Annotated in this window: 30 protein-coding genes; 17 read left to right on the plus strand and 13 right to left on the minus strand. The window is 71.5% G+C overall.

The genetic code is table 11. From position 1 onward, the window contains the following. Position 1 precedes the first annotated feature (1 nt). The 8 genes from MYMAC_RS02515 (at position 2) to MYMAC_RS02550 (ending at position 6,718) form a co-directional block, all read left to right on the plus strand. Positions 2 to 1,012, plus strand: coding sequence for a zinc-dependent alcohol dehydrogenase family protein (locus MYMAC_RS02515; protein ID WP_095956895.1), 1,011 nt, complete (start codon positions 2 to 4; stop codon positions 1,010 to 1,012). A 218-nt stretch (positions 1,013 to 1,230) separates the two neighbouring features. Beyond that, a complete protein-coding gene (locus tag MYMAC_RS02520; RefSeq protein ID WP_095956896.1) occupies positions 1,231 to 1,566 on the plus strand; it encodes an HPF/RaiA family ribosome-associated protein in 336 nt (111 codons plus the stop codon). A gap of 295 nt (positions 1,567 to 1,861) precedes the next feature. After that, the gene (locus tag MYMAC_RS37525; RefSeq protein WP_239989292.1) at positions 1,862 to 2,026 is read left to right on the plus strand and encodes a hypothetical protein; all 165 of its coding nucleotides are present in this window, start codon (positions 1,862 to 1,864) and stop codon (positions 2,024 to 2,026) included. Further along, complete coding sequence (locus MYMAC_RS02530; RefSeq protein ID WP_095956897.1) at positions 2,023 to 3,423, plus strand: sensor histidine kinase; 1,401 nt, start codon at positions 2,023 to 2,025, stop codon at positions 3,421 to 3,423. The genes MYMAC_RS37525 and MYMAC_RS02530 overlap by 4 nt, the downstream gene beginning before the upstream one ends. After that, the gene (locus MYMAC_RS02535) at positions 3,420 to 4,187 is read left to right on the plus strand and encodes a response regulator (RefSeq protein WP_043709501.1); all 768 of its coding nucleotides are present in this window, start codon (positions 3,420 to 3,422) and stop codon (positions 4,185 to 4,187) included. The genes MYMAC_RS02530 and MYMAC_RS02535 overlap by 4 nt, the downstream gene beginning before the upstream one ends. Before the next feature lie 3 nt (positions 4,188 to 4,190). Beyond that, complete coding sequence (locus MYMAC_RS02540; RefSeq protein WP_013936366.1) at positions 4,191 to 4,919, plus strand: sensor histidine kinase; 729 nt, start codon at positions 4,191 to 4,193, stop codon at positions 4,917 to 4,919. After that, on the plus strand, positions 4,919 to 5,299 hold the full coding sequence (locus MYMAC_RS02545) for a response regulator (protein ID WP_013936365.1): 381 nt from the start codon (positions 4,919 to 4,921) through the stop codon (positions 5,297 to 5,299). The genes MYMAC_RS02540 and MYMAC_RS02545 overlap by 1 nt, the downstream gene beginning before the upstream one ends. Before the next feature lie 15 nt (positions 5,300 to 5,314). After that, positions 5,315 to 6,718: an aminopeptidase P family protein gene (locus MYMAC_RS02550; RefSeq protein WP_095956898.1), complete on the plus strand. Its 1,404-nt coding sequence runs from the start codon at positions 5,315 to 5,317 to the stop codon at positions 6,716 to 6,718. Here MYMAC_RS02550 and MYMAC_RS02555 read toward each other — a convergent pair. Then, the gene (locus MYMAC_RS02555; RefSeq protein WP_239989293.1) at positions 6,681 to 7,262 is read right to left on the minus strand and encodes a carboxypeptidase-like regulatory domain-containing protein; all 582 of its coding nucleotides are present in this window, start codon (positions 7,260 to 7,262) and stop codon (positions 6,681 to 6,683) included. The genes MYMAC_RS02550 and MYMAC_RS02555 overlap by 38 nt on opposite strands. Positions 7,263 to 7,389: 127 nt before the next feature. Further along, positions 7,390 to 7,797 carry a nuclear transport factor 2 family protein gene (locus MYMAC_RS02560; protein ID WP_013936362.1) on the minus strand — a complete coding sequence of 136 codons (408 nt, stop codon included), beginning with the start codon at positions 7,795 to 7,797 and terminating at the stop codon, positions 7,390 to 7,392. A 405-nt stretch (positions 7,798 to 8,202) separates the two neighbouring features. Here MYMAC_RS02560 and MYMAC_RS02565 point away from each other — a divergent pair, with 405 nt between their 5' ends. Further along, positions 8,203 to 9,588 carry an AgmX/PglI C-terminal domain-containing protein gene (locus tag MYMAC_RS02565; RefSeq protein WP_239989294.1) on the plus strand — a complete coding sequence of 462 codons (1,386 nt, stop codon included), beginning with the start codon at positions 8,203 to 8,205 and terminating at the stop codon, positions 9,586 to 9,588. Between the two features lie 39 nt (positions 9,589 to 9,627). After that, the gene (locus tag MYMAC_RS02570; RefSeq protein ID WP_095956901.1) at positions 9,628 to 9,930 is read left to right on the plus strand and encodes a hypothetical protein; all 303 of its coding nucleotides are present in this window, start codon (positions 9,628 to 9,630) and stop codon (positions 9,928 to 9,930) included. Here the strand turns inward: MYMAC_RS02570 and pdxA are convergent. From pdxA to MYMAC_RS02590, 4 genes are all read right to left on the minus strand, one after another. After that, a complete protein-coding gene (gene pdxA / locus MYMAC_RS02575; protein ID WP_095956902.1) occupies positions 9,860 to 10,876 on the minus strand; it encodes a 4-hydroxythreonine-4-phosphate dehydrogenase PdxA in 1,017 nt (338 codons plus the stop codon). The genes MYMAC_RS02570 and pdxA overlap by 71 nt on opposite strands. A 5-nt stretch (positions 10,877 to 10,881) precedes the next feature. Continuing rightward, positions 10,882 to 11,850, minus strand: a complete 969-nt coding sequence (locus MYMAC_RS02580) for a peptidylprolyl isomerase (RefSeq protein WP_013936358.1) — start codon at positions 11,848 to 11,850, stop codon at positions 10,882 to 10,884. 64 nt (positions 11,851 to 11,914) lie between these two features. Continuing rightward, positions 11,915 to 12,913: a peptidylprolyl isomerase gene (locus MYMAC_RS02585; RefSeq protein ID WP_239989295.1), complete on the minus strand. Its 999-nt coding sequence runs from the start codon at positions 12,911 to 12,913 to the stop codon at positions 11,915 to 11,917. A 106-nt stretch (positions 12,914 to 13,019) separates the two neighbouring features. Continuing rightward, positions 13,020 to 14,039, minus strand: a complete 1,020-nt coding sequence (locus tag MYMAC_RS02590; RefSeq protein ID WP_013936356.1) for an alpha/beta fold hydrolase — start codon at positions 14,037 to 14,039, stop codon at positions 13,020 to 13,022. A 171-nt stretch (positions 14,040 to 14,210) separates the two neighbouring features. Between MYMAC_RS02590 and MYMAC_RS37530 the strand changes: the two genes are divergently transcribed. The 3 genes from MYMAC_RS37530 to MYMAC_RS02605 all read left to right on the plus strand — a co-directional run bounded on the left by MYMAC_RS37530 (position 14,211) and on the right by MYMAC_RS02605 (position 15,269). Further along, complete coding sequence (locus MYMAC_RS37530; protein ID WP_013936355.1) at positions 14,211 to 14,486, plus strand: CBS domain-containing protein; 276 nt, start codon at positions 14,211 to 14,213, stop codon at positions 14,484 to 14,486. Positions 14,487 to 14,511: 25 nt separating this feature from the next. After that, entirely contained in the window at positions 14,512 to 14,787 is a 276-nt protein-coding gene (locus tag MYMAC_RS02600) for a GIY-YIG nuclease family protein (protein ID WP_013936354.1), read from the plus strand. A 98-nt stretch (positions 14,788 to 14,885) separates the two neighbouring features. After that, on the plus strand, positions 14,886 to 15,269 hold the full coding sequence (locus MYMAC_RS02605; RefSeq protein WP_239989296.1) for a hypothetical protein: 384 nt from the start codon (positions 14,886 to 14,888) through the stop codon (positions 15,267 to 15,269). A 19-nt stretch (positions 15,270 to 15,288) separates the two neighbouring features. Here the strand turns inward: MYMAC_RS02605 and MYMAC_RS02610 are convergent, their stop codons facing one another. Further along, positions 15,289 to 15,603, minus strand: coding sequence for a hypothetical protein (locus MYMAC_RS02610; RefSeq protein WP_013936352.1), 315 nt, complete (start codon positions 15,601 to 15,603; stop codon positions 15,289 to 15,291). 89 nt (positions 15,604 to 15,692) lie between these two features. On the opposite strand from MYMAC_RS02610, the gene MYMAC_RS02615 reads away from it, so the two are divergent. Then, positions 15,693 to 15,974 carry a hypothetical protein gene (locus MYMAC_RS02615; RefSeq protein ID WP_013936351.1) on the plus strand — a complete coding sequence of 94 codons (282 nt, stop codon included), beginning with the start codon at positions 15,693 to 15,695 and terminating at the stop codon, positions 15,972 to 15,974. A 28-nt stretch (positions 15,975 to 16,002) separates the two neighbouring features. Continuing rightward, positions 16,003 to 16,428 (plus strand): hypothetical protein, encoded by a 426-nt coding sequence (locus tag MYMAC_RS02620; RefSeq protein ID WP_239989297.1) that lies wholly within the window; start codon positions 16,003 to 16,005, stop codon positions 16,426 to 16,428. 19 nt (positions 16,429 to 16,447) lie between these two features. On the opposite strand, the gene MYMAC_RS02625 is transcribed toward MYMAC_RS02620, so the two are convergent. From MYMAC_RS02625 to MYMAC_RS02650, 6 genes are all read right to left on the minus strand, one after another. Further along, positions 16,448 to 17,140, minus strand: a complete 693-nt coding sequence (locus MYMAC_RS02625) for a radical SAM protein (RefSeq protein ID WP_095956905.1) — start codon at positions 17,138 to 17,140, stop codon at positions 16,448 to 16,450. 153 nt (positions 17,141 to 17,293) lie between these two features. Then, the gene (gene nudC / locus MYMAC_RS02630) at positions 17,294 to 18,127 is read right to left on the minus strand and encodes an NAD(+) diphosphatase (RefSeq protein WP_095956906.1); all 834 of its coding nucleotides are present in this window, start codon (positions 18,125 to 18,127) and stop codon (positions 17,294 to 17,296) included. Between the two features lie 49 nt (positions 18,128 to 18,176). Further along, positions 18,177 to 18,563, minus strand: a complete 387-nt coding sequence (gloA, locus tag MYMAC_RS02635; protein ID WP_095956907.1) for a lactoylglutathione lyase — start codon at positions 18,561 to 18,563, stop codon at positions 18,177 to 18,179. Between the two features lie 64 nt (positions 18,564 to 18,627). Continuing rightward, positions 18,628 to 20,955 carry a hypothetical protein gene (locus MYMAC_RS02640; protein ID WP_095956908.1) on the minus strand — a complete coding sequence of 776 codons (2,328 nt, stop codon included), beginning with the start codon at positions 20,953 to 20,955 and terminating at the stop codon, positions 18,628 to 18,630. Between the two features lie 19 nt (positions 20,956 to 20,974). Next, positions 20,975 to 21,367, minus strand: coding sequence for a hypothetical protein (locus MYMAC_RS02645; RefSeq protein WP_095956909.1), 393 nt, complete (start codon positions 21,365 to 21,367; stop codon positions 20,975 to 20,977). Between the two features lie 19 nt (positions 21,368 to 21,386). Beyond that, a complete protein-coding gene (locus MYMAC_RS02650) occupies positions 21,387 to 22,577 on the minus strand; it encodes an NAD(P)H-dependent flavin oxidoreductase (protein ID WP_095956910.1) in 1,191 nt (396 codons plus the stop codon). Positions 22,578 to 22,820: 243 nt separating this feature from the next. Between MYMAC_RS02650 and MYMAC_RS02655 the strand changes: the two genes are divergently transcribed. Both MYMAC_RS02655 and MYMAC_RS02660 read left to right on the plus strand, forming a co-directional pair. After that, positions 22,821 to 23,768, plus strand: coding sequence for a DUF2381 family protein (locus MYMAC_RS02655; protein ID WP_095956911.1), 948 nt, complete (start codon positions 22,821 to 22,823; stop codon positions 23,766 to 23,768). A gap of 11 nt (positions 23,769 to 23,779) precedes the next feature. Then, positions 23,780 to 24,271, plus strand: coding sequence for a serine/threonine protein kinase (locus MYMAC_RS02660; protein WP_095956912.1), 492 nt, complete (start codon positions 23,780 to 23,782; stop codon positions 24,269 to 24,271). Positions 24,272 to 24,452 lie beyond the last annotated feature (181 nt).

Consider the following 24,452-nt stretch of genomic DNA (forward strand, 5'->3'; position numbering starts at 1 on the left):
CATGGACGGCGGCATGCGCGCGATGGTGCTGCGGGAGACAGGGCACCCGCTGCGGGAGGTGCGGCTGCCCATCCCCCGCCCGGGTCCGGAGGAGCTGCTGCTCCGCGTGCGCGCCTGCGCCGTCTGCCGCACCGACCTGCACGTCGTGGACGGTGAGCTGCCCGAGCCCAAGCTGCCGCTGGTGCCCGGCCACGAAATCGTGGCCACCGTGGAGGCGGCGGGCGAGCGGGCGACGGCCATCCCCGTGGGCACGCGAGTCGGCGTCCCCTGGCTCGGCTGGAGCTGTGGCCGCTGCCGCTTCTGTCTGAACGGCCAGGAGAACCTCTGCGAGCAGGCGCGCTTCACCGGCTACCAGCTCGATGGGGGCTACGCGGAGTACACGGTGGCGCACCAGCGCTTCTGCTTCCCGTTGCCGCCCGAGTACTCCGACGTCCACGCCGCGCCATTGATGTGCGCCGGGCTCATCGGCTTCCGCGGCCTCCGGCTGGCGGGCGCGGAGCGGCGCTTGTTGGGGCTCTATGGTTTTGGCGCGGCGGCGCACCTGCTCATCCAGGTCATCCGCCACCAGGGCCGCCGCGCCTTCGCCTTCACCCGTCCCGGGGACGTGGAGGGCCAGCGGTTCGCGCGGGAGCTGGGCGCGGAGTGGGCGGGGGGCTCGGACACCCCGCCACCGGAGCGTCTGGACGCGGCCATCCTCTTCGCGCCGGTGGGCGCACTGGTGCCCACCGCGCTCCAGGCGGTGGACAGGGCGGGCGTGGTGGTGTGCGGCGGCATCCACATGAGCGACATCCCCTCCTTCCCCTATGCGCTGCTGTGGGAGGAGCGGGTGGTGCGCTCGGTGGCGAACCTCACCCGCGCGGACGCGGTGGACTTCCTCGCGCTCGCGCCCCGGGTGCCGGTGCGCACGCAGGTGCAGACCTTCCCCCTGTCCGCCGCCAACGAAGCGCTCACCGCGCTGCGACGCGGCCAGGTGCGCGGCGCGGCCGTGCTCGACCTCGCGGCGCCGGTGTGAGCAAGGCGCGGGGCGAGCCCTCGCCCACCGCCCCGGTCAGATGGGGCGATTCGCCACGCAGAGACTGCGGCGGTGTCCCATTCCGCCGCAAACGCGGCGTGTGGCCTCCCTGTGCATGCATGGAATTTCGCGCACCTGGCGGGCTGGCCGCGCAAATGCATTCGGAATCCAGGGCAACCCGATGCCCCTCCGCGGGGCACCACCACGTGAGGCGGACGATGAACCGAGCGCTGCAAATCACCTATCGGGGCATGGAGACGAGCGAGGCCTTGAGCGAGTACATCCGCGACCACGCCGGCAAGCTGGAGCAGTTCTACGACGGCATCGTGGGGTGCCACGTGGTGGTGGAGGAGCCGCACCGGCACAAGCAGCACGGCCGGCATTTCCACGTGCGCGTGGATGTGAGTGTGCCGGGGAGGAACATCGTCGCCACGCGGGACCCGCAGGGCCGCACCTCCCACGAGGACGCCTACCAGGCCGTCACCGACGCGTTCGACGCCGCCAGACGCCAGCTCCAACACTACGCGGACGCGCTCCACACGCACCACCGGTGACGGGGTCCGCGGCGCACCACTTCATTCCCATCACAGACATCCAGCAGGGCGGTCGCGCCGCGCACCTGCCGAACATTTGCCATACAAACCCATGACAGACCTGGGGGGCTGAGCGCTATCGTGTGGCTTGTCACGCCATGAAAGCCCAGCGCCTCCAGGTGCTGCGGGTCGACGCCGAGGCTCCCCACCTCGTCACCACCGCCGCCGTCCACTCGACAGCCTCAGTTGCCCCGCCCGCCACGGCTCCGCGTGCGCGGCGTCCTCGCGGACCCCGGGCACATGCGGAGGCTTCGCGATGAGGCATCCGGCGCGCAAGCGGGCGTGGTGGGTGTTGACGGGCGTCGTCTGGCTGGGGGGCGTCATGGCGGGTTCGCTCGCCATGGCCCGCTACGCGCCCACGCGAGCCGGGCACGCCGTGTCTGGCTGCGAGCTGGAAGCGCCTCGGGGGCGCGCGCCGTGAGCGCGGCCCGGGAGGAAGTCACCGGCACGCCCCTGGCGCTCAAGGAGCGCGCCGCGCGGCTGTTCCGTGAGCACCTGGGCGCGGTGCGCGTCCGCACGGACCGGCTCTTCGCGGGGCTGATGCTGGGCCAGTGGGTGGTGGGCCTCGTCATCGCGCTGGTCGGCCCGTCGGGCAGCTCCGCGCACCTCCAGGCGGCCCTGCTGGTGGGCACGCTGCTCAGCGCCGTCCCCATGGGGATGGCGCGCTGGCGTCCGGGCTCCACGCCCACCCGGCACGTGGTGGCCGTGTGCCAGGCGCTCTGGTCCTCGCTGCTCATCTTCCTGACGGACGGCCGGGTGGAGACGCACTTCCACATCTTCGGCTCGCTGGCCTTCCTGGCGCTGTACCGCGACCCGTGGGTGCTGCTCACCGCGAGCATCACCACCGTCGTGGACCACGTGCTGCGCGGCACCATGTGGTCGCACTCGTTCTACGGGGGGCTTCCACCGGAGCTGTGGCGCTTCGTGGAGCACGCCTTCTGGGTGGCCTTCATCGACGTGGTGCTGGTGTATTCGTGCCGGGGCATGCTGCGCGAGCTGCGCGAGGTGGCGGTGCGCCGCGCGGAGCTGGAGCTGGCCCGCGAGCGCGAGCACGCGAAGGCCCGCGAGCTGGACCGCGCCCTGCGCGAGCTCAGCGGCTTCCAGGAGCACCTCATCCGCGTGGAGAAGCTGGCCGCGGTGGGGCAGCTCGCCGCCAGCGTGGGGCACGAGCTGCGCAACCCGCTGGCCGCGGTGCGCAACTCCCACGCCTATCTCTCCCGGAAGCTCACGAAGGACCCAGCGGGGGCCGCGGATGACCCACGGGTTCCCCAGTTCCTGGGGCTGATGGAGCGCGAGCTGAACGCGTGCGCGAAGATCATCTCCGACCTGCTCGACTTCGCCCGCGAGCGTCCGCCCGCGCTCCAGCCGTGTCCGCTGCGCCCCCTGGTGGACGAGGCCATTGGCGTGGTGCCGCAGCGGGAGGGCGTCCGAATCGTCAATGGCGTCCCGGAGTCCTTGCCGGTGCCGAACCTGGACAAGGAGCAGTTCCGCCAGGTCCTGGTGAACCTGGTGCAGAACGCGGTGGAGGCGATGCCCGTGGGGCGCAATGGAGAGGTTTCAGTGATGGCGGAAGGTGGGGACGCGCAGCCCTGGTGCATCCGGGTCGTGGATGACGGCGCGGGGATTCCTCCGGAGGTGCTGCCCAAGATTTTCGAGCCGCTCTTCACGACGAAGACGCGAGGCACCGGCTTGGGACTGGCCATTGTCGCCAACATGGTGCAACGTCATGGCGGCACAATCTCTGTGCGCAGCGAAGCGGAGCGGGGTAGTGAGTTCCTCATCGAGCTCCCCGCGGCAGCGGCGGCCCAGGCCGCATGATGGAGGACGTCGCAGTGGCCCCCGCGCGCATCCTGCTGGTTGACGACGAGGAGTCGCTCCGCATCACCCTTGCCGCGAACCTGGAGCTGGAGGGCCACACGGTCCTCGAGGCGGCCAACGGTGAGGAGGCCCTGCGCCTCCTGGAGCAGCAATCCGTGGACGTGGTGCTCACGGACATCCGCATGCCCGGCCTGCACGGCGTGGAGCTCCTGCGCCGCATCAAGCAGGAGCGCCCCGACATGCCGGTGGTGCTGATGACGGCCTTCACGGCGGAGGAGCTGGTGGATGACGCGCTCGCCGAGGGCGCCTTCACCGTGCTGCCCAAGCCCTTCGACGTGGCGCACGCGCTGGACACGGTGCTGCGCGCGGCGGCGGCGCCCCAGGTCCTGGTGGTGGATGACACCGAGCAGGTGGCGCGCGGCATGGTGCGCGCGCTGAGCACGGTGGGGCTGCGCGCGCGCGCCGTGTACAGCGGCGAGGAGGCGTTGGCCTCGCTGCGCTCCGGGGAGTACGACGTCTGCGTGCTGGACCTGGTGATGCCGGAGATGAGCGGGCCGGAGCTGGTGTCCAAGGTGCGCGCGGCGAACCTGTCCGTCGCCATCATCGCCGTGTCCGGCCACGTGGTGCCGGAGATGCTGCGCCGGGTGGCGGCGCAGGGCGCGGTGGTGTGCATGACCAAGCCGGTACCGTTGCGCGAGCTGGTGCAGGCGATTGCACGGGTGCGAGGCCGGCCTCAACAAGGGCCGCAAGGCGCGAGGATTTGACCCATGGCAGGCAGAGACCTCCAGGCGCGTGAGCGGGCGGCGGTGGCGGACGTGGTGGCCTCCACCCTGCGGCATGACCTGCGCAACAAGCTGGCCAGCATCCGCAACGCCTCGTTCTACTTGATGCGGCAGGTGAAGAAGACGGACCTCTGGAGCGCGGACCCGCGCGTGGAGACCTTCTTCCAGCTCATCGAGAAGGAGCTGACGTCCGCGGAGGAGGTGCTCTCCAAGCGGGCGCCGCCGCCCTCCGGTGGCACGCGTCCAAGGTGCGACGCCCGCGAGGGCGTGGAGCGCGCGCTCGCCGAGGCCCAGCTTCCGCCCTCCGTGGAGGTGGTGAGGGACCTGAAGGCGCGGGGCGGCGTGCCGCTGGAGGTGGAGGACCTGGCGCTGCTGGTGCGCTGCCTCGTGGACAACGCGCTGGAGGCCATGCCGCGCGGTGGAACGCTCACGGTGCACACGCGCGACACCGACGGCGGCGTGTGCCTGCGGGTGGAGGACACCGGAGAGGGCCTGGCGCCGGAGGCGTACTCGCGGGCCCTGGAGCCCTTCTTCACCACGCGGCCCCACCACGCCGGGCTGGGGCTGAGCATCGTCCACCGGACGGCCGTGCGGCATGGCTGGCAGCTCGACCTGGGCGCGGCTCCCTCGGGCGGCACCTACGTGGAAATCCTCTTCGCGGGGCTGGAGGCCGGGGGCCCTGTCCGGAATGACGTGACTCGGGGGAGCAAGTGATGGAGACGAACTGGACCTTCGGGCGTTGCCTGCTGCTCGTGGAAGACGACCCTTCCAACCGGATGACGCTGTCCGCGCTCCTGGAGGACGCGGGCTTCGCGGTCGTCACGGCGGGCTCCTATTCGGAGGCGGCGGGATTATTGAACCGGCCTCGCGCGTATGACGCCGTGCTGTTGGACCAGAGCCTCGGCGACGGCTTTGGGACGGGGTTGATTCCGCTGGTGCGCCACCACATGCCGAAGACCAAGGTCGTCTTCGTCACCGGTCATGACGGGAAAATAGACATGCCGGTGGACGCCGTCTTCCGCAAGGGCGGCCACTTCGACGACCTGCTCGCCTTCCTTTTCAAGTTGCTGCCCCAGCGCCCGCTGGGGGCCTGAACGCGAGGTTCCAGAATGCTGCTCCCTTCCGTTTCCGAGCGCTCCGCTCTCACCCGACGGCGGGAGCAGCTGGCGAAGGCCCTGGGGAGCGCACCCGCGCTGCTGGCGTCGAGCCGCCCCCGCCCGCGCAACTACGCCGCCGACCAGTTCCCCTTTCGCGCGTCGAGCCACTTCCTCTACCTCTTCGGGCTCGCGGCGCCGGACGGCGTGGGCCTGTACGACGGCCAGGGCTGGACGCTGTACCTGCCCGAGCCCGGCCCCGACGACGCGCTGTGGGACGGCGAGGTGCCCGGCTTCGCTGAAATCGCGGAGCGGACGGGCTGCGCCGTGCGCTCGCGCGCCGAGCTGCCCGCGGCGCTGAAGGGCCGCGAGGTGGCGACGCTGCCCACGCCGGACCTGGAGACGTGCCTGGACGTGGCCGGGCTGCTGGGCCGCGAGGTGCGCCCCGGCCATCTGGCGGCGGTGGACGTGCCGCTGGCGGACGCGATGATTGCGCTGCGCCTGCGCCATGACGACGCCGCGCAGGCGCAGCTCCGTCAGGCCGCGGAGGTCACGGTGCCGGCGCACCTGGCGGGCATGCGCGCGACGAGGCCGGGCGTGCTGGAGGCGGTGGTGCGCGCCGCGATGGAGTCAGCGTTCGTCTCGCGCGACGTGCGCCCGGCGTACCAGCCCATCGTCACCGTGCACGGCGAGGTGCTGCACAACCTGCGCTATGACCACACGCTGGCCGAAGGGGACCTGCTGCTGGCGGACGTGGGCGGTGAGAGCCCGGCCGGCTTCGCCTGCGACGTGACGCGCACGTGGCCGGTGACGGGGCGCTTCAGCACCACGCAGCGCGAGCTGTACGACGTGGTGCTGCGCATGCAGCAGGCCAGCATCGCCGCGGTGCGGCCGGGGACGCGCTACCGGGACGTGCACCTGGCCGCGCACCGGGAGCTGGCGCGCGGGCTGGTGGCGCTGGGCATCCTCCGCGGCGACCCGGAGGAGCTGGTGGTGGACGGCGTCACCGCGCTCTTCTTCCCGCACGGCGTGGGTCACCTGCTGGGCCTGGACGTGCATGACATGGAGGATCTGGGAGACCGGGCGGGCTACGCGCCGGGGCGCACGCGCTCTCCGGAGTTCGGCCACCGCTCGCTGCGGCTGGACCGGGACTTGGAGCCCGGCATGGCGGTGACGATTGAGCCGGGCCTGTACCAGGTGCCCGCCATCCTCGCCGACGCGCGGCTGATGGCGCGCGCGAAGGACCGGCTCCAGCGAGACGTGCTCGCGCGCTACGCGGACGTGCGCGGCATCCGCATCGAGGACGACGTGCTCGTCACGCCCGAGGGCAACGAGGTGCTCACCGCCGCCATCCCGAAGGAGGCCGCGGACATCGAGGCCGTCATGACCAGCTCTGCGCGTCCAGGTCCGGGAAGGTGACCTGGCACTGGCCAGGGTTCACCCCGTCCTCGCGCGCGTAGCCCTTCGCGTTGAGGGTGCCCTCGCGCGTGCTCCCATCCGGGAGCGTCACGACGTAGCGCGCGTGGGGGACGGGCTTGCCCTCCTCGTCCTTCAGCTCGATGGCCAGCCACGTCTGTTCCTCCACCGGGGCTTCCTCTTCAGTCGCCAGCGGGGGCTCTGGCCAGGGTGTGGGCAGGAGCGTCGGGCGCTCCACCGCGAGGGCCACCAGCTCGCCATCCAGGAAGGCCTCGGTGAGCCGCTGCTGGAGGCGTTGCTCGTAGCGGCTGCGCTCCAGACCGGACAGTCCCAGCGGGCGGCTGCCACCCAATGCTTCGTACATCGCGTACAGCGTGTGCGCGGCGGGCGTCGTCAGCCAGCGCTTCAGGGACGCGCTGACGAACACGTCGGGCACCGGTGCGTGCTTCGGCTTCAACCGCTCCAGGTCGACGGACGGTACGACGAGCCAGTCTTCGCCCTGAGCCGGCAGTCTCCACCGGCGCGCACCATGCAAAAGCGGCGTCATGATGGCCTCCCCCACCTCGGAGTGTACCAACAGGCACGCTCAGGGAAGGGGAGGGGCCGCGCGGCGCTCGGCACCGCGCAGCCGGGTGTGGGGTGTGGAACGTCCCCGTGGGACGGGAGGGCAGCGGCTACGGCTGCTGCTGCGGCGCGGGCGCGACCGGGCTGCTGAACGCGAACACCATCTTCCACTGCCCGTCGCGGCGCTGCCACACGTCGGTGAAGTAGACGGCGTCGGTGGCCTCGGTGCCATCCGTCATCTTCAGGCCGCTGCGCTGGAGGCCCGCAATCACCGCCGTGTCGCCGTAGAGGTACGTGCGCATGCCTTCGGCCTCGACGGAGGTCAGCTCGCCAGGAATCTGCGCGATGCTCTCGATGAACGCATCACGGTTCGCCTCCGTGCCATCCGCGCCCCGGTAGATGAAGTCCTCCGCGGTGAGCGATTTGATGGTCTCCAAATCTTTCGTCTGGATCGCGCGCATCACGCGGACCGAGAGCTCGGTCAGGGTGCGCGTGTCTTCGGCGGAAGAGGTGCTCATGGGTGTCTGACTCCGGGTGGAAACATGGCCGCACGCGCAGACGGCCAGCAGGGTGGATACAAGGATTATTCGGGACATGGGGTGTCGTGAGTACAACGCGCACGAGAGCGTGCGGAATGAATCTCCGAAGCGCGAAGTTGCGGGGCCGCGTGCGCCATCCTCCGTGAGCTGACCGGGCGAAGCAGTAGTGGACAGGCGCGGTGTCTCCTGAAGGCACAGCGTTCGAGGACGGACATTGGGGGGTGGCGCGGCGAGGACCGGTTCCTACGTTGCACGCCCTGTCGAAGCAGTCAGGGCCGGTGGGTGTGCAGCGCGGGCGAGGGAGGGCGTGTGGACGAGCTTCTTTCCGGAGCTGAGGGACAGTTTCGTACGCAGGGTGCGCTGGCGCCGCGAGAGCCCGCGAGCGTGCGGGAGGCGCTCGCTGGAGACCTGGACGCGTATCTCGACCGCGAGCTGCTCGAGTCGCCCGAAGGAGACGCGGCCCCCGCGCCCGTGGCGGAGGTCTCCGAGAGCATGCGCGCGCTGCTCGCGCTGGCGGAGGCGGAGACGGCATGGATGGAGCTCATGCCGCCGTCGCCCTCGCACGCCCTGGACGCGCTGCCTGAACCCGCGGTGGAGATCCCCGAGTGGATGCGCACGTCACCTGGCGCGAAGACGGTGACGTCCCTGGGCGCCTTGTTGCCGCCGCATGCGGAGGATGTGCTGGCGCGTGCGCCAGAGGCGCCCTTGTGGGGTGATGCGCCGACGCGTGCGCATTGGGAATCAGCGCCGTGGGACGGTGTTCGCGCGAGCGCTCCCGCGCCGGACCGCGTCGCGGGAAGGCATCTCGGTGTCGTGGTGGGCGCGGCCGTGGGCGCGCTGACGGCGGGCCTGCTCCTGGTCGCGGGCCTCTACCTGCGCGGAGACACCGTGGGTGCGCAGGTGCGCGCCGCGCGCGTCGACGACGCCATCCGGCGCACGGCGGAGGGCTCCGGCCCAGGCGCGGCCGTGAGCAGCCTCGCGCCGATGTCCCAGGCGCCGTCGCCGATTCTCTCCAGCCAGCCTCAGCCCGTGACGCCAGCGGTGGGCGGCGTGCAGGTTTCGGCGCAGGGGAGCCTTCAGGACGCGGCCCAGGGGCTGCGGGCCAACGCGCCTGCCTCCACGCCCGTGCGAAGCGCGGGCGCGCCCGTGGCGGAGTCGCTCGCGGTGGCGAGCCCCGCGCCCCTCAAGCGCAAGGCGCCCGTGAAGGTGGCCGAGGCCTTGCCCGCCACGCCGCCCGCGCCCGTGGAGCTCGCCTTCGGTGACGCCGAAGCGGACGGCGCGGACGCCCATGAAGGCGTGGCGTCTTCCCCGGGCGACGTCGTGGCGGAGGCCGTGGAGGAGGAGGACACGGCGGAGAAGGGGCCGTACTCGGACCTCGACGAGGACTTCGCGCGCGAGCTGGGCTTCACCGAGGACGCGGAGGCCACGCGGGCCGAGGAGCCCGCGCGCACCGTCTATGTCCCGCCCGCCATTGACGTGAAGGAGCACCTCACGCCGGACGACGTGAAGCAGGTGGTGGTGACGAACCAGCCCGCCATCACCGCGTGTGTCCGTTCACACGCGGCGGGGACGCCGATGGAGGCCGGTGGCCGCTTCGTGGTGCAGTGGTCGGTGCTGCCGGGCGGTGACACGCTCAACGTGTCCATGGACACCGCCGCGCTGCGCGGCACGCCGCTGTCGCGCTGCATCGAGGACGTGGTGCGCCGCTGGAAGTTCCCGGTGCACCAGGTGCGCATGCAGGAGCCCATCCGCTTCCCCTTCATCTTCTGAGGCGCGGGCCGGCTCCCGGCTCCTATGCTTCCTCCTGGAATGTCAGCGCCGCCCGAGCCCACGGAGTTGCTCGTCTGCCACCGCTGCCTCGTGCGGCTGGAGGCCAGCGCGGGAGGCGTGGACCTGCCGCGCCGCCTGCGCGAGGCCCTGGCGGCCCGGGGCCTCACGGAGCACACCCTCGTGGTGGCCTCGGGATGCCTGGGAGAGTGTCCCCGGGGCCGCGTGAGTGTGCTGGTGCTCCCGGGCAGCGGCGCCGGGGCGCACCTGCGGCTCATCGACCCCGCGAAGGACGGCGAGGACCTGGCCGAGCACGTCGCGTCCCCGCGAGCTGCGCGGCCTTGAGCAGCGCCTCCACCATGGGAACGCAGCTCGCCTCACCCCTGCCGGCGATGGCGTAGGCCGTGCCGTGGTCGGGCGACGTGCGCGGCACGGGCAGGCCCAGCGTCACATTCACGGTGCGCTCGAAGTCCAGCGCCTTGGCGGGGATGAGGCCCTGGTCGTGGTACATGGCCAGCACCGCGTCGTAGCGCGCGCCCACTTCGTCGGGCTTCGCGAAGAGCCCGTCCGCGGGGAGGGGGCCGTGCGCGTCCACCCGGCCCGCGCGGGCCTTGCGGATGGCGGGGCCAATCACCTCCACCTCCTCGCGCCCCAGGAGGCCCCCTTCGCCCGCGTGCGGGTTGAGCCCCAGCACCGCGATGCGCGGCTTGCGGCCCACCACCGGCTCCAGGCTCCGCGACAGCAGCTTGAGCCGCGCCGTCAGCCCGTCCACGGTGAGCAGCCGCGGCAGGTCCGCCAGCGGCACGTGGTTGGTGGCCAGCGCCACGCGCACGCGGGGCCCGTCCATCAACATCATCACCTCCACGCCGAAGGCCTCCGCCAGCACCTCGGTGTGGCCCATGAAGGGGATGCCCGCGCGGGAAATCTGCTCCTTCGACACCGGCGCGGTGCACAGCGCGTCCACGTGGCCGGCCCGCATCGCGTCGATGGCCGCCGTCACGAAGGCGTACTGCGCGCGTCCGCCCTCGCGCGAGGGCTTGCCGGGCACGCGGTCTTTCTCCGCGAGCCGCGTCACCTCCACCACGGTGGGGCCTTCCACGCGGCCCAAGGTGGCGGGCGCCACGCGCGCGTAGCGGCGGAACGCGGGGAAGCGCTCCAGCGTGGGCCCGTCCCCGAAGAGGACGGGGACGAGCACCTTGCGCACCGAGGGCTTCATCAGGGCCGCGGCCGTCACCTCCGGCCCGATGCCCGACACGTCCCCCAGGGAGATTCCGACGAGCGGAAGGTCCACGGCGGCTACAGCTTCACGTCCACGTTGGCCTTCTGCCGCAGCTCCTGCACGTACTGGTCGAGGAACTTCTCCGTCTTCTCCTGGAGCAGCTTGCCCTCCAGCTTGGAGCGCATCTCCTCGTAGGAGGCGGTGGCCACCTGGCGGCGCTCCTCCACCTTCAGCACGTGCCAGCCGAAGTTGGTGCGCACCGGCTCGCTGACGCCGCCCTCGGGCAGGCCGAACGCGGCCTTCTCGAAGGCGGGCACCATGACGCCGCGCTTGAACCAGCCCAGGTCGCCGCCGTCCGCCGCGCTGGGGCCCTCGCTGCGGGCGCGGGCCAGCGAGGCGAAGTCCATGCCTGGCCGGCGCGCCTCCGCGGCGATGGCCTCCGCCCGCTTCTTGGCGGTCTCCACCTGCTCGGCCGTGGCCTTGGCGTCCACCTGCACCAGGATGTGGCGCGCGTGGACCTCCGAGTCCCCGCTCTCCAGGCGCGTGTACTGCGTGTAGGCGGCCTTGAGGTCCTCCTCGGTGATCTTCACCTGGGGGCCCACCTTCATGCGCAGCAGCCGGTCGCGCAGGATGCGCTTGCGCATCATGTCCCGGTAGGTGGCCATGGTGAGGCCCTCTCCCAGCAGGAGCTGCTCGAACTGCGCGGGGTCGGTGATGTTGTTCTGCCGGCGCACGTCCGCCACCAGCTCATCCACCTCCGACTCGCTGGCGGTGATGCCGAGCTGCGCGATCTCCGCCTCCATCAGCTTCTCGCCGATGAGGGTGTCCAGCGCCGTCTTCATCAGCGCCAGCCGCTGCTCGCCGCGCTTGCGCGGGTCCGGGTCGTTGACGCGGGCCATCTCCGGCGCCGCGCGCATCTGCACCTCGGACAGCGCGATGATGTCGCGGTTCACCACCGCGGCCACCTTGTCCACCAGCTCCGCGTGCGCCTCGCCGCCGCTGCCCAGGAGCGCCACCGCCGCGATTGCCGCCACCAGCTTCTTCATTCCTGCCATCCTTCCGTACCACCCCGGGCGCGTCCAACCGCCGCCCCGGTCTTCGAATTCGCCGTCACTCCGCCGCCGCCTGCTGGGGCTCCGGACGCCCGCGGATGGCCTGCAGCGTGGCCTCGTTCACCTGGACCTGCGCCTTCTGCCGCAGCTCCTGCTCGAACGCCTCCTGCGCCTGCGACCGCTTCTGCTCCAGCAGCTTGCTCTCCACCAGCGCCCGCACCTCCGAGAACTCCCGCTTGCGCGCCGGCTTGCGCTCCAGCACGCGGAACAGGTGGAAGCCGTACTCGGTGGACACCACGTCCGAAACCTGCCCCACCCCCAGCTTGAATACCACCTCGTCGAAGGCCGGCGGCATCTGCCCCCGGGGGAAGAACCCCAGGTCGCCCCCCAACTTGGCGTCCGCGCTGAGCGAGTACCTGCGCGCCAGGTCCGCGAACTTCTTGCCGGACTTGAGCTGGGATTGCAGCCGCCGTGCCTCGTCCAGGCCCTTCACCACGAGCTGGGCGGCGTGCACCTGCTCGGGCTCGTGGAAGTCCTTCTCATGCGCGGTGTACCAGGCGCGCAGCTCCTCCTCCGTCACGGCCACGCGCGAATAGACGTGGCTGGCGAACAGCTTCTCGATGGTCAGCCGGCTCGCCTCCCGCGAGCGCAGCTCCGCCATGGAGAGCTGCCCCTGGGCCAGCACCTCGTTGAAGTTGCCCGCCGGATAGTCCCCCGACAGCCGCAGCACCCCCCGGTCCACCTCCTCTGGCGTGACGGTGACGTTGTGCTTGCGCGCCTCCTGGAGCAGCAGCATCCGGTGGATGTACGTGTCGAGGAGCGCCCGCTTGAAGGGCTCCACGTCCTCCAGGGTGCGCTGGGACACGTCCGACAGGGCCAGCTCGCGCCACAGCTCCTGCTCGAAGTCCGCCCGGCTGAGCACCTCGCCGTTGACGCTGGCCACCACCAGGGACTCCGGCGTCTCCGTCACGGGCTTGGTGCAGGCGGGCAGGCCCAGCCCCGCGGCCAGCGCGAGGACGAGTGGGACCAGGAAGGCGCGGGTGGGAGAAAGGCGCATGCGCGGGGCCTCGTGAGGGGGAGGGCTCCAGGGTGGCAAGCCGTCAGTCATGGCGCGAGGCCCGTTCCGGTAGCACGCCGGGCAGGGCCGGACAACCTCACCGGGCCTACGGCTGCGTCGCGTGTGCGGAGAGGAACGCCTCCACCAGGGGGAAGATTTCGTCCGGGGCGCGGCGGCCCAGCACCAGGTCCGCGTGCCCGTAGTCTGCCCCGAAGCCGTGGGCCTTGCCGGCCACCAGCATCTTCACCGGCCCGCCCAGGTACTCCTTGGCGCGGGCCACCGCCATGGGTGGCGCCAGCAGGTCCTTGCTGCCCGCCAGCAGCAGGAAGGGGATGCTCACCCGGGACAGGGCGTCGCGGTAGTCGAACTCGCCGTTGTACGACGTGAAGCGGTTGGTGGTGATCCACCGGGCGAACTGGCGGCCCACGCCGCCGGCGATGTCCGCGGGCACGTTGGCCAGCGCCCGCCGCACCACCTCCGTCTCCATGTTCTCCGCCAGCATCATGTAGCGGCTCATGGGCCCCGGCGGCGCGCCGAACAGGGCGATGCTGGTGACGCGGCTGGTGGGGATGATGCGCAGCTTCAGCACCGGCTCCACCTTCTGGATGAAGGTGCGCAGGCCCGGCTGCACCGCGAAGGTGAAGGGGCTGCCCAGCGTCACGGCCGCCCGCACGGGCGCCTGCGGCGTCTTCGCCAGGTGGGCGTAGAGCATCAGCCCGCCCTTGGAATGACCGACCCAGAGCACTTCCTTCGCACCTGTGGACAAGACGGTACGCACGGCGGTGCGCACGTCGTGCTCGGCCTGGTCGTCGAAGTTGAAATCCAGGCAGTCGCCCGCCAGCCCCCGGCCCCGCAGCTCCAGCACCCACGCCTCGAAGCCGGAGCGGGCCAGGTAGCGGGCCAGGCTGTACTGCTCGTCGAAGTCCAGGTGGAAGCGGTTGGCCCCCAGCCCGTGACAGAGGATGACGGGCTGGGCGAAGCGCTTCTCGCCTCGGGGGTGGTAGCGCCCCAGGGCGATGGAGGCCCCGTCGTCCGTGGGCACCCGGTACAGCTCATCCGGGCGGAAGCTGAGCGTCAGCGGACGCTCCTTCCCGCGCGTCATCGTCCGCGAAAAGAGGTCCGCCATCCGTCCCAGCCGCGCCACCTGTCGACGAGTCACCACCCCAGTCTAAGCCGGACCCCGGGGCCATGCCGTGTTCATTGGTGAGCAGCCCCCTGCTCGGCAGGGCTGTTGCAGGGAGATGTAGGCAACGACTCGGAGGACGTGGCAATGCGGCGGAGACAGGATTGGAAGGAAATGTGGTCCTCCCTCATCGCCACCGTTTTTCCCACGGATACCCTTCTGGCGGCCCTTCGGAAGATGGAGCGGCACCAGGTGCGGTTGTTGGGCGTGGTGGGGGAGGGGGGAGGGTTGTTGGGGTTGGTCAGCGAGGAGCACCTCCTCGCGGCCTGGAGGGGGGACCCGTTGGCGCCCGTGTCGTGTGTCATGGCGCGGGCGGGGGAGCCCGGGGCGCGGCGTTCACCCCCGCGGCGGTTGCGGCTGCACGCGGGGCGGCCGCGCGACGTGCACTGAGGAGACGGCGGTCCACGAGGGCGGTATGGTGCGGCGCGCCGTGCCGGACGAATCGCCCTCGTGGACTGTCTACATCCTGCGGTGCCGTGACGGCACGCTGTACACCGGCGCCACCAACAACCTGGAGCGCCGGCTGGCCACCCACGGCCGGGGCCGCGGGGCGGCGTACACGCGGGCGCGGCTGCCCGTGACGCTGGTGTGGAGCGAGGCCGCGGGGGACCGGGGCGCGGCGCTGCGGCGGGAGGCGGCCATCAAGCGGCTGTCGCGCGCGGAGAAGCTGCGCATGGTGCGGCGCGCCTGAGCGCCAGGGTGGGCGCAGGGCGCTGCCACGCCAGTGGGGCAATACCTCTCCTCCCGCTGGCGCGTTACTCTGGCGTCACCTTCCGCGAGGGCCGGTCCATGTCTCACTCCTACTCGAAAGTCTTCGGAGCATTGGCGCTGTTGGGGCTCGCGGTGTCCTGCCGGGCCAACAGCCCGCCCATGGTCTCCACGGGGCCTCGGCCCTCGCCGCAGGTCGTGAGCGCCGGGGGCGAGGTCTCCTTCGTCTTCGAGGTGGAGGACCCGGACGGGGACGCCATGTCCTTCGAGTGGCGTCAGATGCCCGAGCAGCCCGCGGGCCGCTTCAGCGACCCGGCCGCGCGCAACCCCACCTGGGTGGCGCCCGACGTGTCGGACACCACGACCTTCGCCTTCCTGGTCATCGTGGAGGACAGCGAGGGGGATGCCATCGTGGCCCAGGGGCCCGGCGTCATCGTCCACGCGGCGGCGTCCCAGGCGCCCTGACGCGCTCGCGGGCCGCGCGTCAGGGGGTGGCGCGCGGCTCGGTGGGCGGCGGCGTCTGGCGGGCCTGCCCCCGGGCCCGCTGGTGCGTCCACCGGAGGAAGAGCACGCCCAGCACGAGGAACACGGCGGCGCCCACGCCCCCGCCGATGCCCTGGTACGAAATCAGGTCCGCGGACGTCTGGCGGATGACCTCGGGCAGGTTGCACATCGTCTGGGTGGCGTAGGGCGTCTCGTTGTTCCATCCCAGGTAGTTGGGCACCAGCCAGGAGGCCACCACGATGCCCAGCAGGGCGCCCGCGAGGATGAAGTTGAGCAGCGTCTTGGCGGCGTTCATCGGCAGGCACCTCGGCTGGTTGACGTCGGGGCGTGCTTAATATGGGCACGCCTGCGCCGCAAAGCGTGGAACGTGTTAAGGGAACGGGCGTGCCGCTGCTCCCGCTCGCCATCCTGTTCGCCGCGCTCGCGCTGGGCTGCGCCGCCACCCTGCTCGTCCACGCCTTCCGGCGGAGTGTGGGCACGGGGGTGATGGTGCTGCTGATTCCCTGCTACATGCTCTTCTACGCCTTCAGCCAGTTCGAGCACCGGCGCAAGGGCCTCATCGTCGCGGGCTTCATGGCCAGCACGGTGCTGGCCGCCGTGTTCCTGGGGATGGGCCTGCACAGCCTGTCGGCGCTGACCTCCCGCCCGCCGCCCACGGGCTTCTGACGGCGGCGCGCCCGGCGTGGAGGGCCGCGTGCGGACACCTGCTGGCGCCGTCTGTGCCACCCACCCGGACGTGGCCGCGGTGGCCACCTGCGCGCGCTGCGGCACCTTCCTGTGTGGTGACTGCCTGGAGCTGGCGGGCGAGACGCCCTACTGCGCCCCCTGCGTGGGGGTGCTGCGCCGGGAGGCGCGGCCGTCGCGGGTGATTCAGGTGGCGCTGGCGCTCAACGTGGCGGGCCTGGCGTGCCTGCCGTGCTCGCTGGCGCTGCCGCTGCCCACGCTGGTGGCGGGGCTGGCCGGGGTGGTGCTGGGCCTGCGGGAGCTGCGGCGCATCGCCCGGGGCGAGGGCGCCGCGCGCGGGCGGACGCAGGCCCAGGTGACGGCGGCGCTCGGGTGGCTGAACCTGGCGCTGGCCTCGGGCTGGCTCGCCGTCGTGCTCTGGCGCTTCGGGCCCTGAGGGGCCGCGCGCCCGGGGCTCACACGCCGCGCTCGTTCGGGTCCCACATGTACTTGTGCATCTGGAGCTGGAAGCGCACGGCGAGCCTGTCCTCGATGACCCATTCGGCCAGCTCACGCGGGTGGAGCTTGTCGAACACGGTGGAGAACAGGGTGCCGTAGGGCTTCTGGAGGAGCTGGTGCTCGGCGATGAGCGCCTTGGCCCAGTCGTAGTCCTCGCGCGAGCCGATGACGAACTTCAGCTCGTCGTTGGCGTTCATCGACGTGAAGTTGCGGTAGTCGTTGCGCAGGTGCTCGCCCGAGGAGGGCGTCTTCATGTCGACGATTTTGTGCACCGCGGGCGGCACCAGCCGCACGTCGATGGCGCCGCTCGTCTCCAGCAGCACCTTGAAGCCCGCGTCGAGCAGCGCCTCCATCAGCGGGTAGACGCCGGGCTGGAGCAGGGGCTCGCCGCCGGTGACCTCCACCATGGGCGTGCGCATGGCCCGCACCTCGTTGACGATGTCCGGGATTTTCCGGCGCGCGCCGCCGTGGAAGGCGAACTCGCTGTCGCAATACGTGCAGCGCAGGTGGCAGCCCGTGAGGCGGACGAAGGCGCACAGCAGCCCGGCGTGGGAGGACTCACCCTGGACGCTGAGGTAGATTTCCTTCACCACCACGGAGTCCGCGGAAGGGACGCGTCGGGGCTCGATGTGTGGGCGCGCTGCGGGCATGGCTTCGTCGCTCGTCGGGGGGAGGGGCGCTTCAACCCCAACCTGCCGCGCCAGGTCAAGCGCGGAACCCTCAGCGGGCCTTTAACCGCGCGGGCGGTGTCCGGCATTCCTCCCGTGTGGCGCAGGCGAGGGCCCGCTGGCTCGCCCGGGGTGTCAGGGGGCGGCGGTGCCCTTCACGCGCGCGACGAAGGCGTCGATGAGCTGCCGCGCGATGCTGAGCCTCGGCGGGATGCGCGGCAGGTCGTCCGGGCCGAACCAGTGGGCCTCGGAGATTTCCTTGCGGTCCACGGTGATGTCGCCGCCCGCGTACTCGGCGGTGAAGCCCACCATCAGCGAGCGGCCGAAGGGCCACGGCTGCGAGCCGAAGTAGCGGATGTTCTTCACGTCGATGCCGACCTCCTCCTTCACCTCGCGCGCCACGCACTCCTCCAGCGACTCGCCCGGCTCCACGAAGCCGGCGAGCGTGCTGAACATGGGCTCGGGGAACTGGGCGTTGTGGGCCAGCAGCATCGTGTCGCCGCGGGTGATGAGGACGATGATGGCGGGGGCGAGGCGAGGGTAGAAGGGCGTCTTGTCCACCGGGCAGCGGCGGGCGCGCTCACCGGGGACGAGCTGCGTGGGCTGGCCGCAGCGGCCGCAGAAGCGGTGGGTGAAGTCCCATTCGACGATGGCGAGCGCGCGCCCCGCCACGGCGAAGCGGGCGTCATCCACGCGCTTGTAGAGCGAGCGGGCGACGACGACCTTGTAGCCCTCCGGGGGGACGAAGTCCGGGGTGAACCCCGCCGCGTAGCAGTCCACGCCGTCCAGCGTCCCCAGGTAGTGCGCGGCGGCGGCGAGCTCCGGGAAGGTCGCGCCGGTGGGGATGGAGACGCCGTCCGCGTGCTCCTGGACGAGCAGGTCCATGCCCCGGGCGAGGAAGAGCAGGGCGCCCTCGCGCGGCCGGTCGGGCGGGGTGTGGTCGGGGACGAAGCGAGGGGCGGAGTTCACGGGGCCACACTAACGGGGCCGGGCCGGGTGTGCAGGCGTTGCGTGCGCTTCAGGCGTCCTTCTGGATGAGCTCCACCTTGTAGCCGTCCGGGTCCTCGACGAAGGCGATGACGGTGGTGCCGTGCTTCATGGGGCCGGGCTCGCGGACCACCTTTCCGCCGGCCTGCCGGATGGCCTCGCACGTCCCATGGATGTCGCTGACGCCCAGGGCGATGTGGCCGTAGGCCGTGCCGAGCTCGTACTTCTCCACGCCCCAGTTGTGCGTGAGCTCCAGGGCGGGGTGGGTGTCCTCCGGGCCGAAGCCCACGAAGGCCAGGGTGAACTTGCCGTCGGGGTAGTCGTGACGGCGCAGCAACTTCATGCCGATGACCCGGGTGTAGAAGTCCAGCGAGCGCTCGAGGTCGCCGACGCGGAGCATGGTGTGCAGGATTCGCATGCGGACTTCATAACCGCATCATCGCGTCGCGTCATGCGTCCCCGCCGCCCGGTGCCCCGGGGACTCAGGGCTTCGCCTCCGACTGTGCCTTGGGCGGCACGGTGAGTGTTCCCACCTCGACATGGGAGGACTTCAGCGGCGCGCCGTCCGCGCCGCGCAGGCCGATGCGCGAGCCGTCACCCCCGGCGTGCCACAGCCCCACCTGGACCTTCCGCTTGCCGGCGTCCCAGTCCTTCGTGGACACGGAGAAGGCGTCGCGCAGGAGCGTGTCACGCGGGGCCTCGGCGAAGAAGAAGGTGCCGCCCAGCACCGGGTGGTCCGCGTTCTTCCGCTTGCTGCCCGGCGGGCCGGGGAGGTGGACGAAGACGCCCGCGGAGCGGGGCACCGGCCCGGTGACGCGCCAGTAGAGGACGAAGTGGAGCAGGCCCTCCGCGTCCGGCGCCGGGGGGACTTCCGCGCCCACCAGCTCCACCGGCACGGCGAACTTCGCGCCCAGGGACTTCGCGCCGGGAGGCAGCGCCGCCACGATGATGGGCGAGCCGTCCGCGTTGAGCGGCACCGCGCGCGCCACCGGCTCCGTGGAGGTGGCCAGCAGCGCGCCCCACACCACCAGCGGCACCGTGGCCACGCCGACGGACGCGGGCCCCAGGCGCCCACGCAGCCGCCAGGCCACGAAGCTCAGGCCCAGCCACGCGAGCGCGGAGACCAGCGCGCCGCCCAGGCCGGAGCGTGGCAGGAAGCGCAGCACCACGCGGTGCGTCCCCGGCGCCACGCGCACGCCGAGCAGGCCGTCCCGGGACACCACCTCACCCTCCGACGACTTCCAGCCCGGGTGCCAGTTCTGGTTCACCAGCAGCACCGTGGGCCGCGCGGCCGTCACGTCCACCGTGACGCGGTTGGGCGTCCACTCCACGCGGCGCGCGGTGCCCGCGGAGGCGTCCTCCAGGTACTCCTCCTGGGGCAGGTCGCCGCGCAGGCGCTCCGACATGGGCACCGGCCACGCCTCGCCGCAGGCGATGGAGCCCCGGTTGAGCGCCAGGAAGTAGCCCTGCGCCCAGCGGTTGCCGCGGGCCTGCGCGAAGGGGCGCTCGGCCTCCTCGGGGACGGGGCCGGGCGAGGGCACCAACTGCGACCAGCGGCTGAGCCGGTCGAAGGCGCGTACCTGGAAGCCCCAGCCCACGGCCTGAACGACGCAGGCCACCAGCGCCGCGGTGGGCCACCACGACGCGGAGGTCCGCGCGGGCGGCACGCGCCACACGCGCACCAGCAGCACGGCGAACCCCAGCGCCACCAGCTCCGCGAGGAAGAAGCCGGCGGGCACGAGGAAGCGCTCCGGGTAGCGCAGCGTTCCGAAGATGGGCAGCAGCCGCAGCGCGCCGAACAGCGAGGGCACCGCGGCGTACCCCGCCGCCATCCACACGCACAGCGCCGCCAGCACCGCCGGGTACAGCGCGCGGCGCCACGCCCACGCGGCCAGCGGAATCAGCGCGAGCACCGCGGGCGCGAGGAAGAAGGTGCCCGGGTCGCTGTAGCCGGAGCGCGCCGGGAGCTGGAGCAACATACGCGCCAGCTCCTCCGCGGAGTTGCCCGGCGTGCCCGCCATGATGCGCGGCGCCGAGCGCATGGTCTCCACCAGCGGCCACAGCCGGAACGCGCAGGCGCCCAGGGTGAACACGGCGGTGGCGCCCAGGGCCCACAGCGCGGCCTTGCGCCGGGGCGCCGCGCGCAGGCCGTACAGCGTGCGTCCGGCCTCCAGCGCGACGAAGAGGGCGCCCATGGGAACGGGGTACGTGCCGCCGAAGCCCAGCAGCACCGCGAAGGTGCCGGCCACCACCGCGGCGCCGCGCAGGCTGCCCTCCGCCGCGCGGCGCGTTCCCCACAGCAGCCAGGGCAGCAGCAGGAAGCCCGCGAAGTTGAGCCAGCCAACGGACCACGACAGCGCGGTGAAGCCTGCCAGGCCGAAGAGCGGGGCCGCCGCGAGCGCGCCCAACGCGGAGCCCACGCGCCGCCGCGCGTAGCGGAAGAAGCCCTCCATGCCGAGCACGAGGAAGGCCCACAGCAGCACCGGCTCCGCCGTCCGCGCGCCCAGCAGCGTGGACGCCAGCAGCGTGGGGGACGCCACCCGCGTCTGCGGACTTCCCAGCGCGTACTGCCCGCCGCAGGCCCACGGGTTCCACAGCGGGAGCTGCCCGTAGTGCGTCACCGTGCGCGTCCCCGCGTCCTCGTACGAGTGCAGCAGGTGCGCGTCGCGGAAGTCGTTCATGCCTCCGGCCTGCTGGAGCGGGCGCCAGGCGGCGGCCAGCGCGAGCGCGGCGAAGAGGGCCAGCCGCAGGCTGGTGAGGGTGGCGGCGCGGTGGGCGAAGCGGAGCAGCCTGCGGGGAGGAGGCATCATGGGCGGAGGGCGCCGGAGCTCAATCGTAGAAGGGGCGGGGCTTGCAGGGGCTGGCGGTGGCCTTGCGCGGGGGCCGCACGGGCTGGGCGTGCAGCTCCTCGTCGATGGCGCGCAGGACGTCCGTCACCGGCACGCGGCGGCGGCGGGCCTCGTCCAGCGCCCACTGGCGTTCGGAGGCGCCGAAGTCATCGTCCTGGGACCAGCGGTCACCGGGAAAGGACTGGCGCGACTTGCGGCGCCACTCCGGCTCCTGGTTCGCGGCGGCGCGGCCTACCCGTTTGCGCTCGGCCGCGTTCAGGGTGTGTTCGCGCGGCGGCAGCTCGGCCGTGGAGGCGCGCACCACCGCGGTGGCGCCGCACAGCGCGAAAGCCAGCCAGCCGACCTGTGCCGTTCGACGCCACCGAGCACCCATGAGGGCGCTCTACTCCAATTCAGCCCCGGTCGTCCTCATCCGCGTCGACGTCCAGGCCATGCGGATCAGCGAGCACCCGGCGCGCCCGCTCCATCAGCTCCACCACGATTTGTCCGGCGGGCAGCACGCTCTCGATGCGCGCCATGCTGGCGCCGCTGGCGGGCATGGCCATCTCCTCCAGGTCGCCCTCGGTGTCGGGGGTGGGGACGAAGGCGCTGTGCCGTGGCACGTCGACAGGGGTGCCGCCGCCGGGGATGCCCGGGAACAGCACGGTGGTGCCCACGCGCTCCGGCGTCGCCATGGGCATGGGCGCGCGGCCCTCGCGCCCCGTCCACTCGCGCACGACGCGGTTGCGCAGCACGCGCATGCGGTGGCCCGGCCACTCCAGGCCGAAGAGCGCGGTGACGCCCGTGTCCCCCGCGTCCCCGTCGACGATGCGCTGCTTGTAGGCCGGGTGGGCGTGCGCTTCCACGGAGGCCACCATGCGCGTGCCCACCCAGACGCCGTCCGCGCCATGGAAGAGGGCGCGCGCCGCGCTGAGCCCGTCGGCGATGCCGCCCGCGGCCAGCACCGGCACCGTGTCCGTCAGCGCGCGCAGCTCGCGCACCAGCGCCAGGGTGGGCGTGGTGCTCTGGTTGAGGCCGGACGCCTGCCGGCCCTGCGCGATGAGCCCGTCCACGCCGAGCGACAGGGCCAGCCGGGCCACCTCACCCGAGGGCGCCTGGACCCAGACCCGGCTGCCCGCCGCCCGCAGCGCCGCCACCCACTCCGAGGGCGGAAGGCCGCCTTGGAAGGAGACGATGGGCACGCGCCGGGCGATGCACGTCTCGATGTGCTCGCGCGTGGTGGCGTGCCGGCCGTCCCGCGGGGCCATGAGGAAGTTCACGCCGAAGGGGCGCCGCGTGCCTGCCTGGATGGTTTGCAGCCGGACATCCAGGATGTCCGCCGGTTCCGGCGCGGCGCCGAGCATGCCCACGCCGCCCGCCTCTGACACGGCGATGACCAGCGGTGGCAGCGCCACGTAGGGCATGCCATCGCTGACGAACGGATAGTTCACCCCCAGCTCGCGCGTCAGCCGCGTGTGCAGGGTGTTGTCTTCCAGGACGTAAATCGGAGGCCGCCGGGGCTCTGGACTCGAGTCACTGCGCTCGTCGTCGGGCTCGGCTTCACGGGAAGAGGGCGGGGAACGTCCGTCATTCGCTCCGTTCATCGGGTCTCCTGAAGCTGGCGGGCTCTTCGGCTTCTCCAAGGTTACCAGCAACCCGCTCGACCTAGAGGCGGGGAGCGGAAGAGGGCCTTCCAAGTTGGTTGCAGGGTAACAGCCGCGCGCGGGGCCTGGCGCGTCGGCGCTGACGCCTCTCCGTGGACCGAGCAGGGCCGATGCTCGGCATCCTACAGGCGAGGGCCGCGGAGGTTGCCGCACTCAGAGCCAACTTGTTAGGTTGGCCAGACTATGCGCACTCTCCCCGTTTTCGGGTATGGCCTGATCGCTGTCCTCGTGGTGTCATCAGCCGCTCAGGCCCGCGACGAGCGCGACAAGCCCGCTGTGCGCGCCATCATGCTCTCCGAGCACCCAGCAAACGGCACCCACTCCGTCTACGTGAAGGGGCAGGTCGTCACGACACTGCGGTTCGAGCAGACTGTAGACCCGAGCAAGACGAAGATGATGGGTTGGGAGGGGCGGCTTGAACCGTTGGTAGTGGCTCGCAACAAGGTCATCCTTGAGCCCATTCGTGACCTCCACCGGGATGAGGGCATTCCCCTGGTCGTGACGCTGATTGATGGGACCGAGATTCCGTTCCTCGTGAAGCCCCCGTGGCGCAAGAGCGACGGAGGGTGGCCGCCGATTCTCGACCAGCAGGTCGACGTGTTCAAAAATCGGGAGAGCTATGCGTCCATGTACGCGGCCCTGATGGACGCGCTCAAGAAGAACGACACGCTCACAGAAGAGAATGAGCGCTACCGCAAGGAAGAGAACTCAGTCGATCACGCCCTCGCGACGTTGCTTGCCAACGGGGAGGTCAAGAAGACACCGTTTCGCCGCAAGAGGTACTGGCGCGCGAAAAACGAGGACATGGACATGAAGGTGGAACTGTTCGAGGGCCCCGGGAAGGCGGCGGTCGTCATCCACCTGAAGAACACCGACTACGGCCAGCCATGGGCATTTGATGGCGCCTACCTGACTCGCGATTTCACCAGCTACACGGCTCGCCCCTTTGCGCTTCGCATGGACCGAGGCGAGATCGCGCACGGTCAGTCGGGAAAGATCGCGGTTGTGGCTGACAAGAGCGCCTTCGAGACAGGGGGTGGACAGCTCGCTGATCTCTTCCTACAGATCTTCCGGGGGGATGGGCTCCTACAGGTCGCGGTGGCGATGGATCACACCCTCGTTCGGCAGTAGAAGTGCCGTTCATGCACACGATCAAAGCGCTGCTGCTCGGCTCCATCGTCCTGCTCACCACGTCTTCCGGCTGCGCTACAACCGGCGGCGTGGCACTCCGTCCGGACGGCACGCCGGGGCCGCAGGAGTGCTCGGCGAAGGCGCTCGAAGTCATGCGGTATTTGAAGCTGCATGTTGGCGATTCCGCGTGGGTGGACCTTGATGCGAACCAACTCGACGCAAGGCGCATCACGCTCTACGACGGACCTATCGAGAGCATCCTGGACGAGGAGTTTGGGACGCTCGAGTCGACGACCCGCTTGTACGGACAGGTCTGGACGAGCGGCCCACAGGTCGTCATTCGGTGGTACGAGGCCCACCCGCCGGACAGCGAGAAGGTTCCCCTCTGCGCGGTAGCCCGGCTCAGCCGTGACCAGATGCGGAAGCTGCCCGAGTCGAAGCCCGGGATGGCCATTCTCGAAGGCTCCAAGGCAGCAGCCTACATTGTCGATGCGTTCCGTTGACGCGCTCGGTTGGCTGGCCGCGCCCTTCGCGGCTGCTACTGCCTGAGCTGCTTCGTGCACGGTGGGCATGACCGGGGCGCGTGCGTTGCGGCTTGAGCGGCACCCCTTTCGGTCGTGTCCCTATAAGTGTGTAGATGGCGAGGAGGAACGACCGGGAAAGAGGGAAGCCTCCTCGGTGAAA

Origin of the sequence: Corallococcus macrosporus DSM 14697 (genome assembly GCF_002305895.1) — a bacterium.
In the GTDB taxonomy this organism is placed as follows: domain Bacteria; phylum Myxococcota; class Myxococcia; order Myxococcales; family Myxococcaceae; genus Myxococcus; species Myxococcus macrosporus.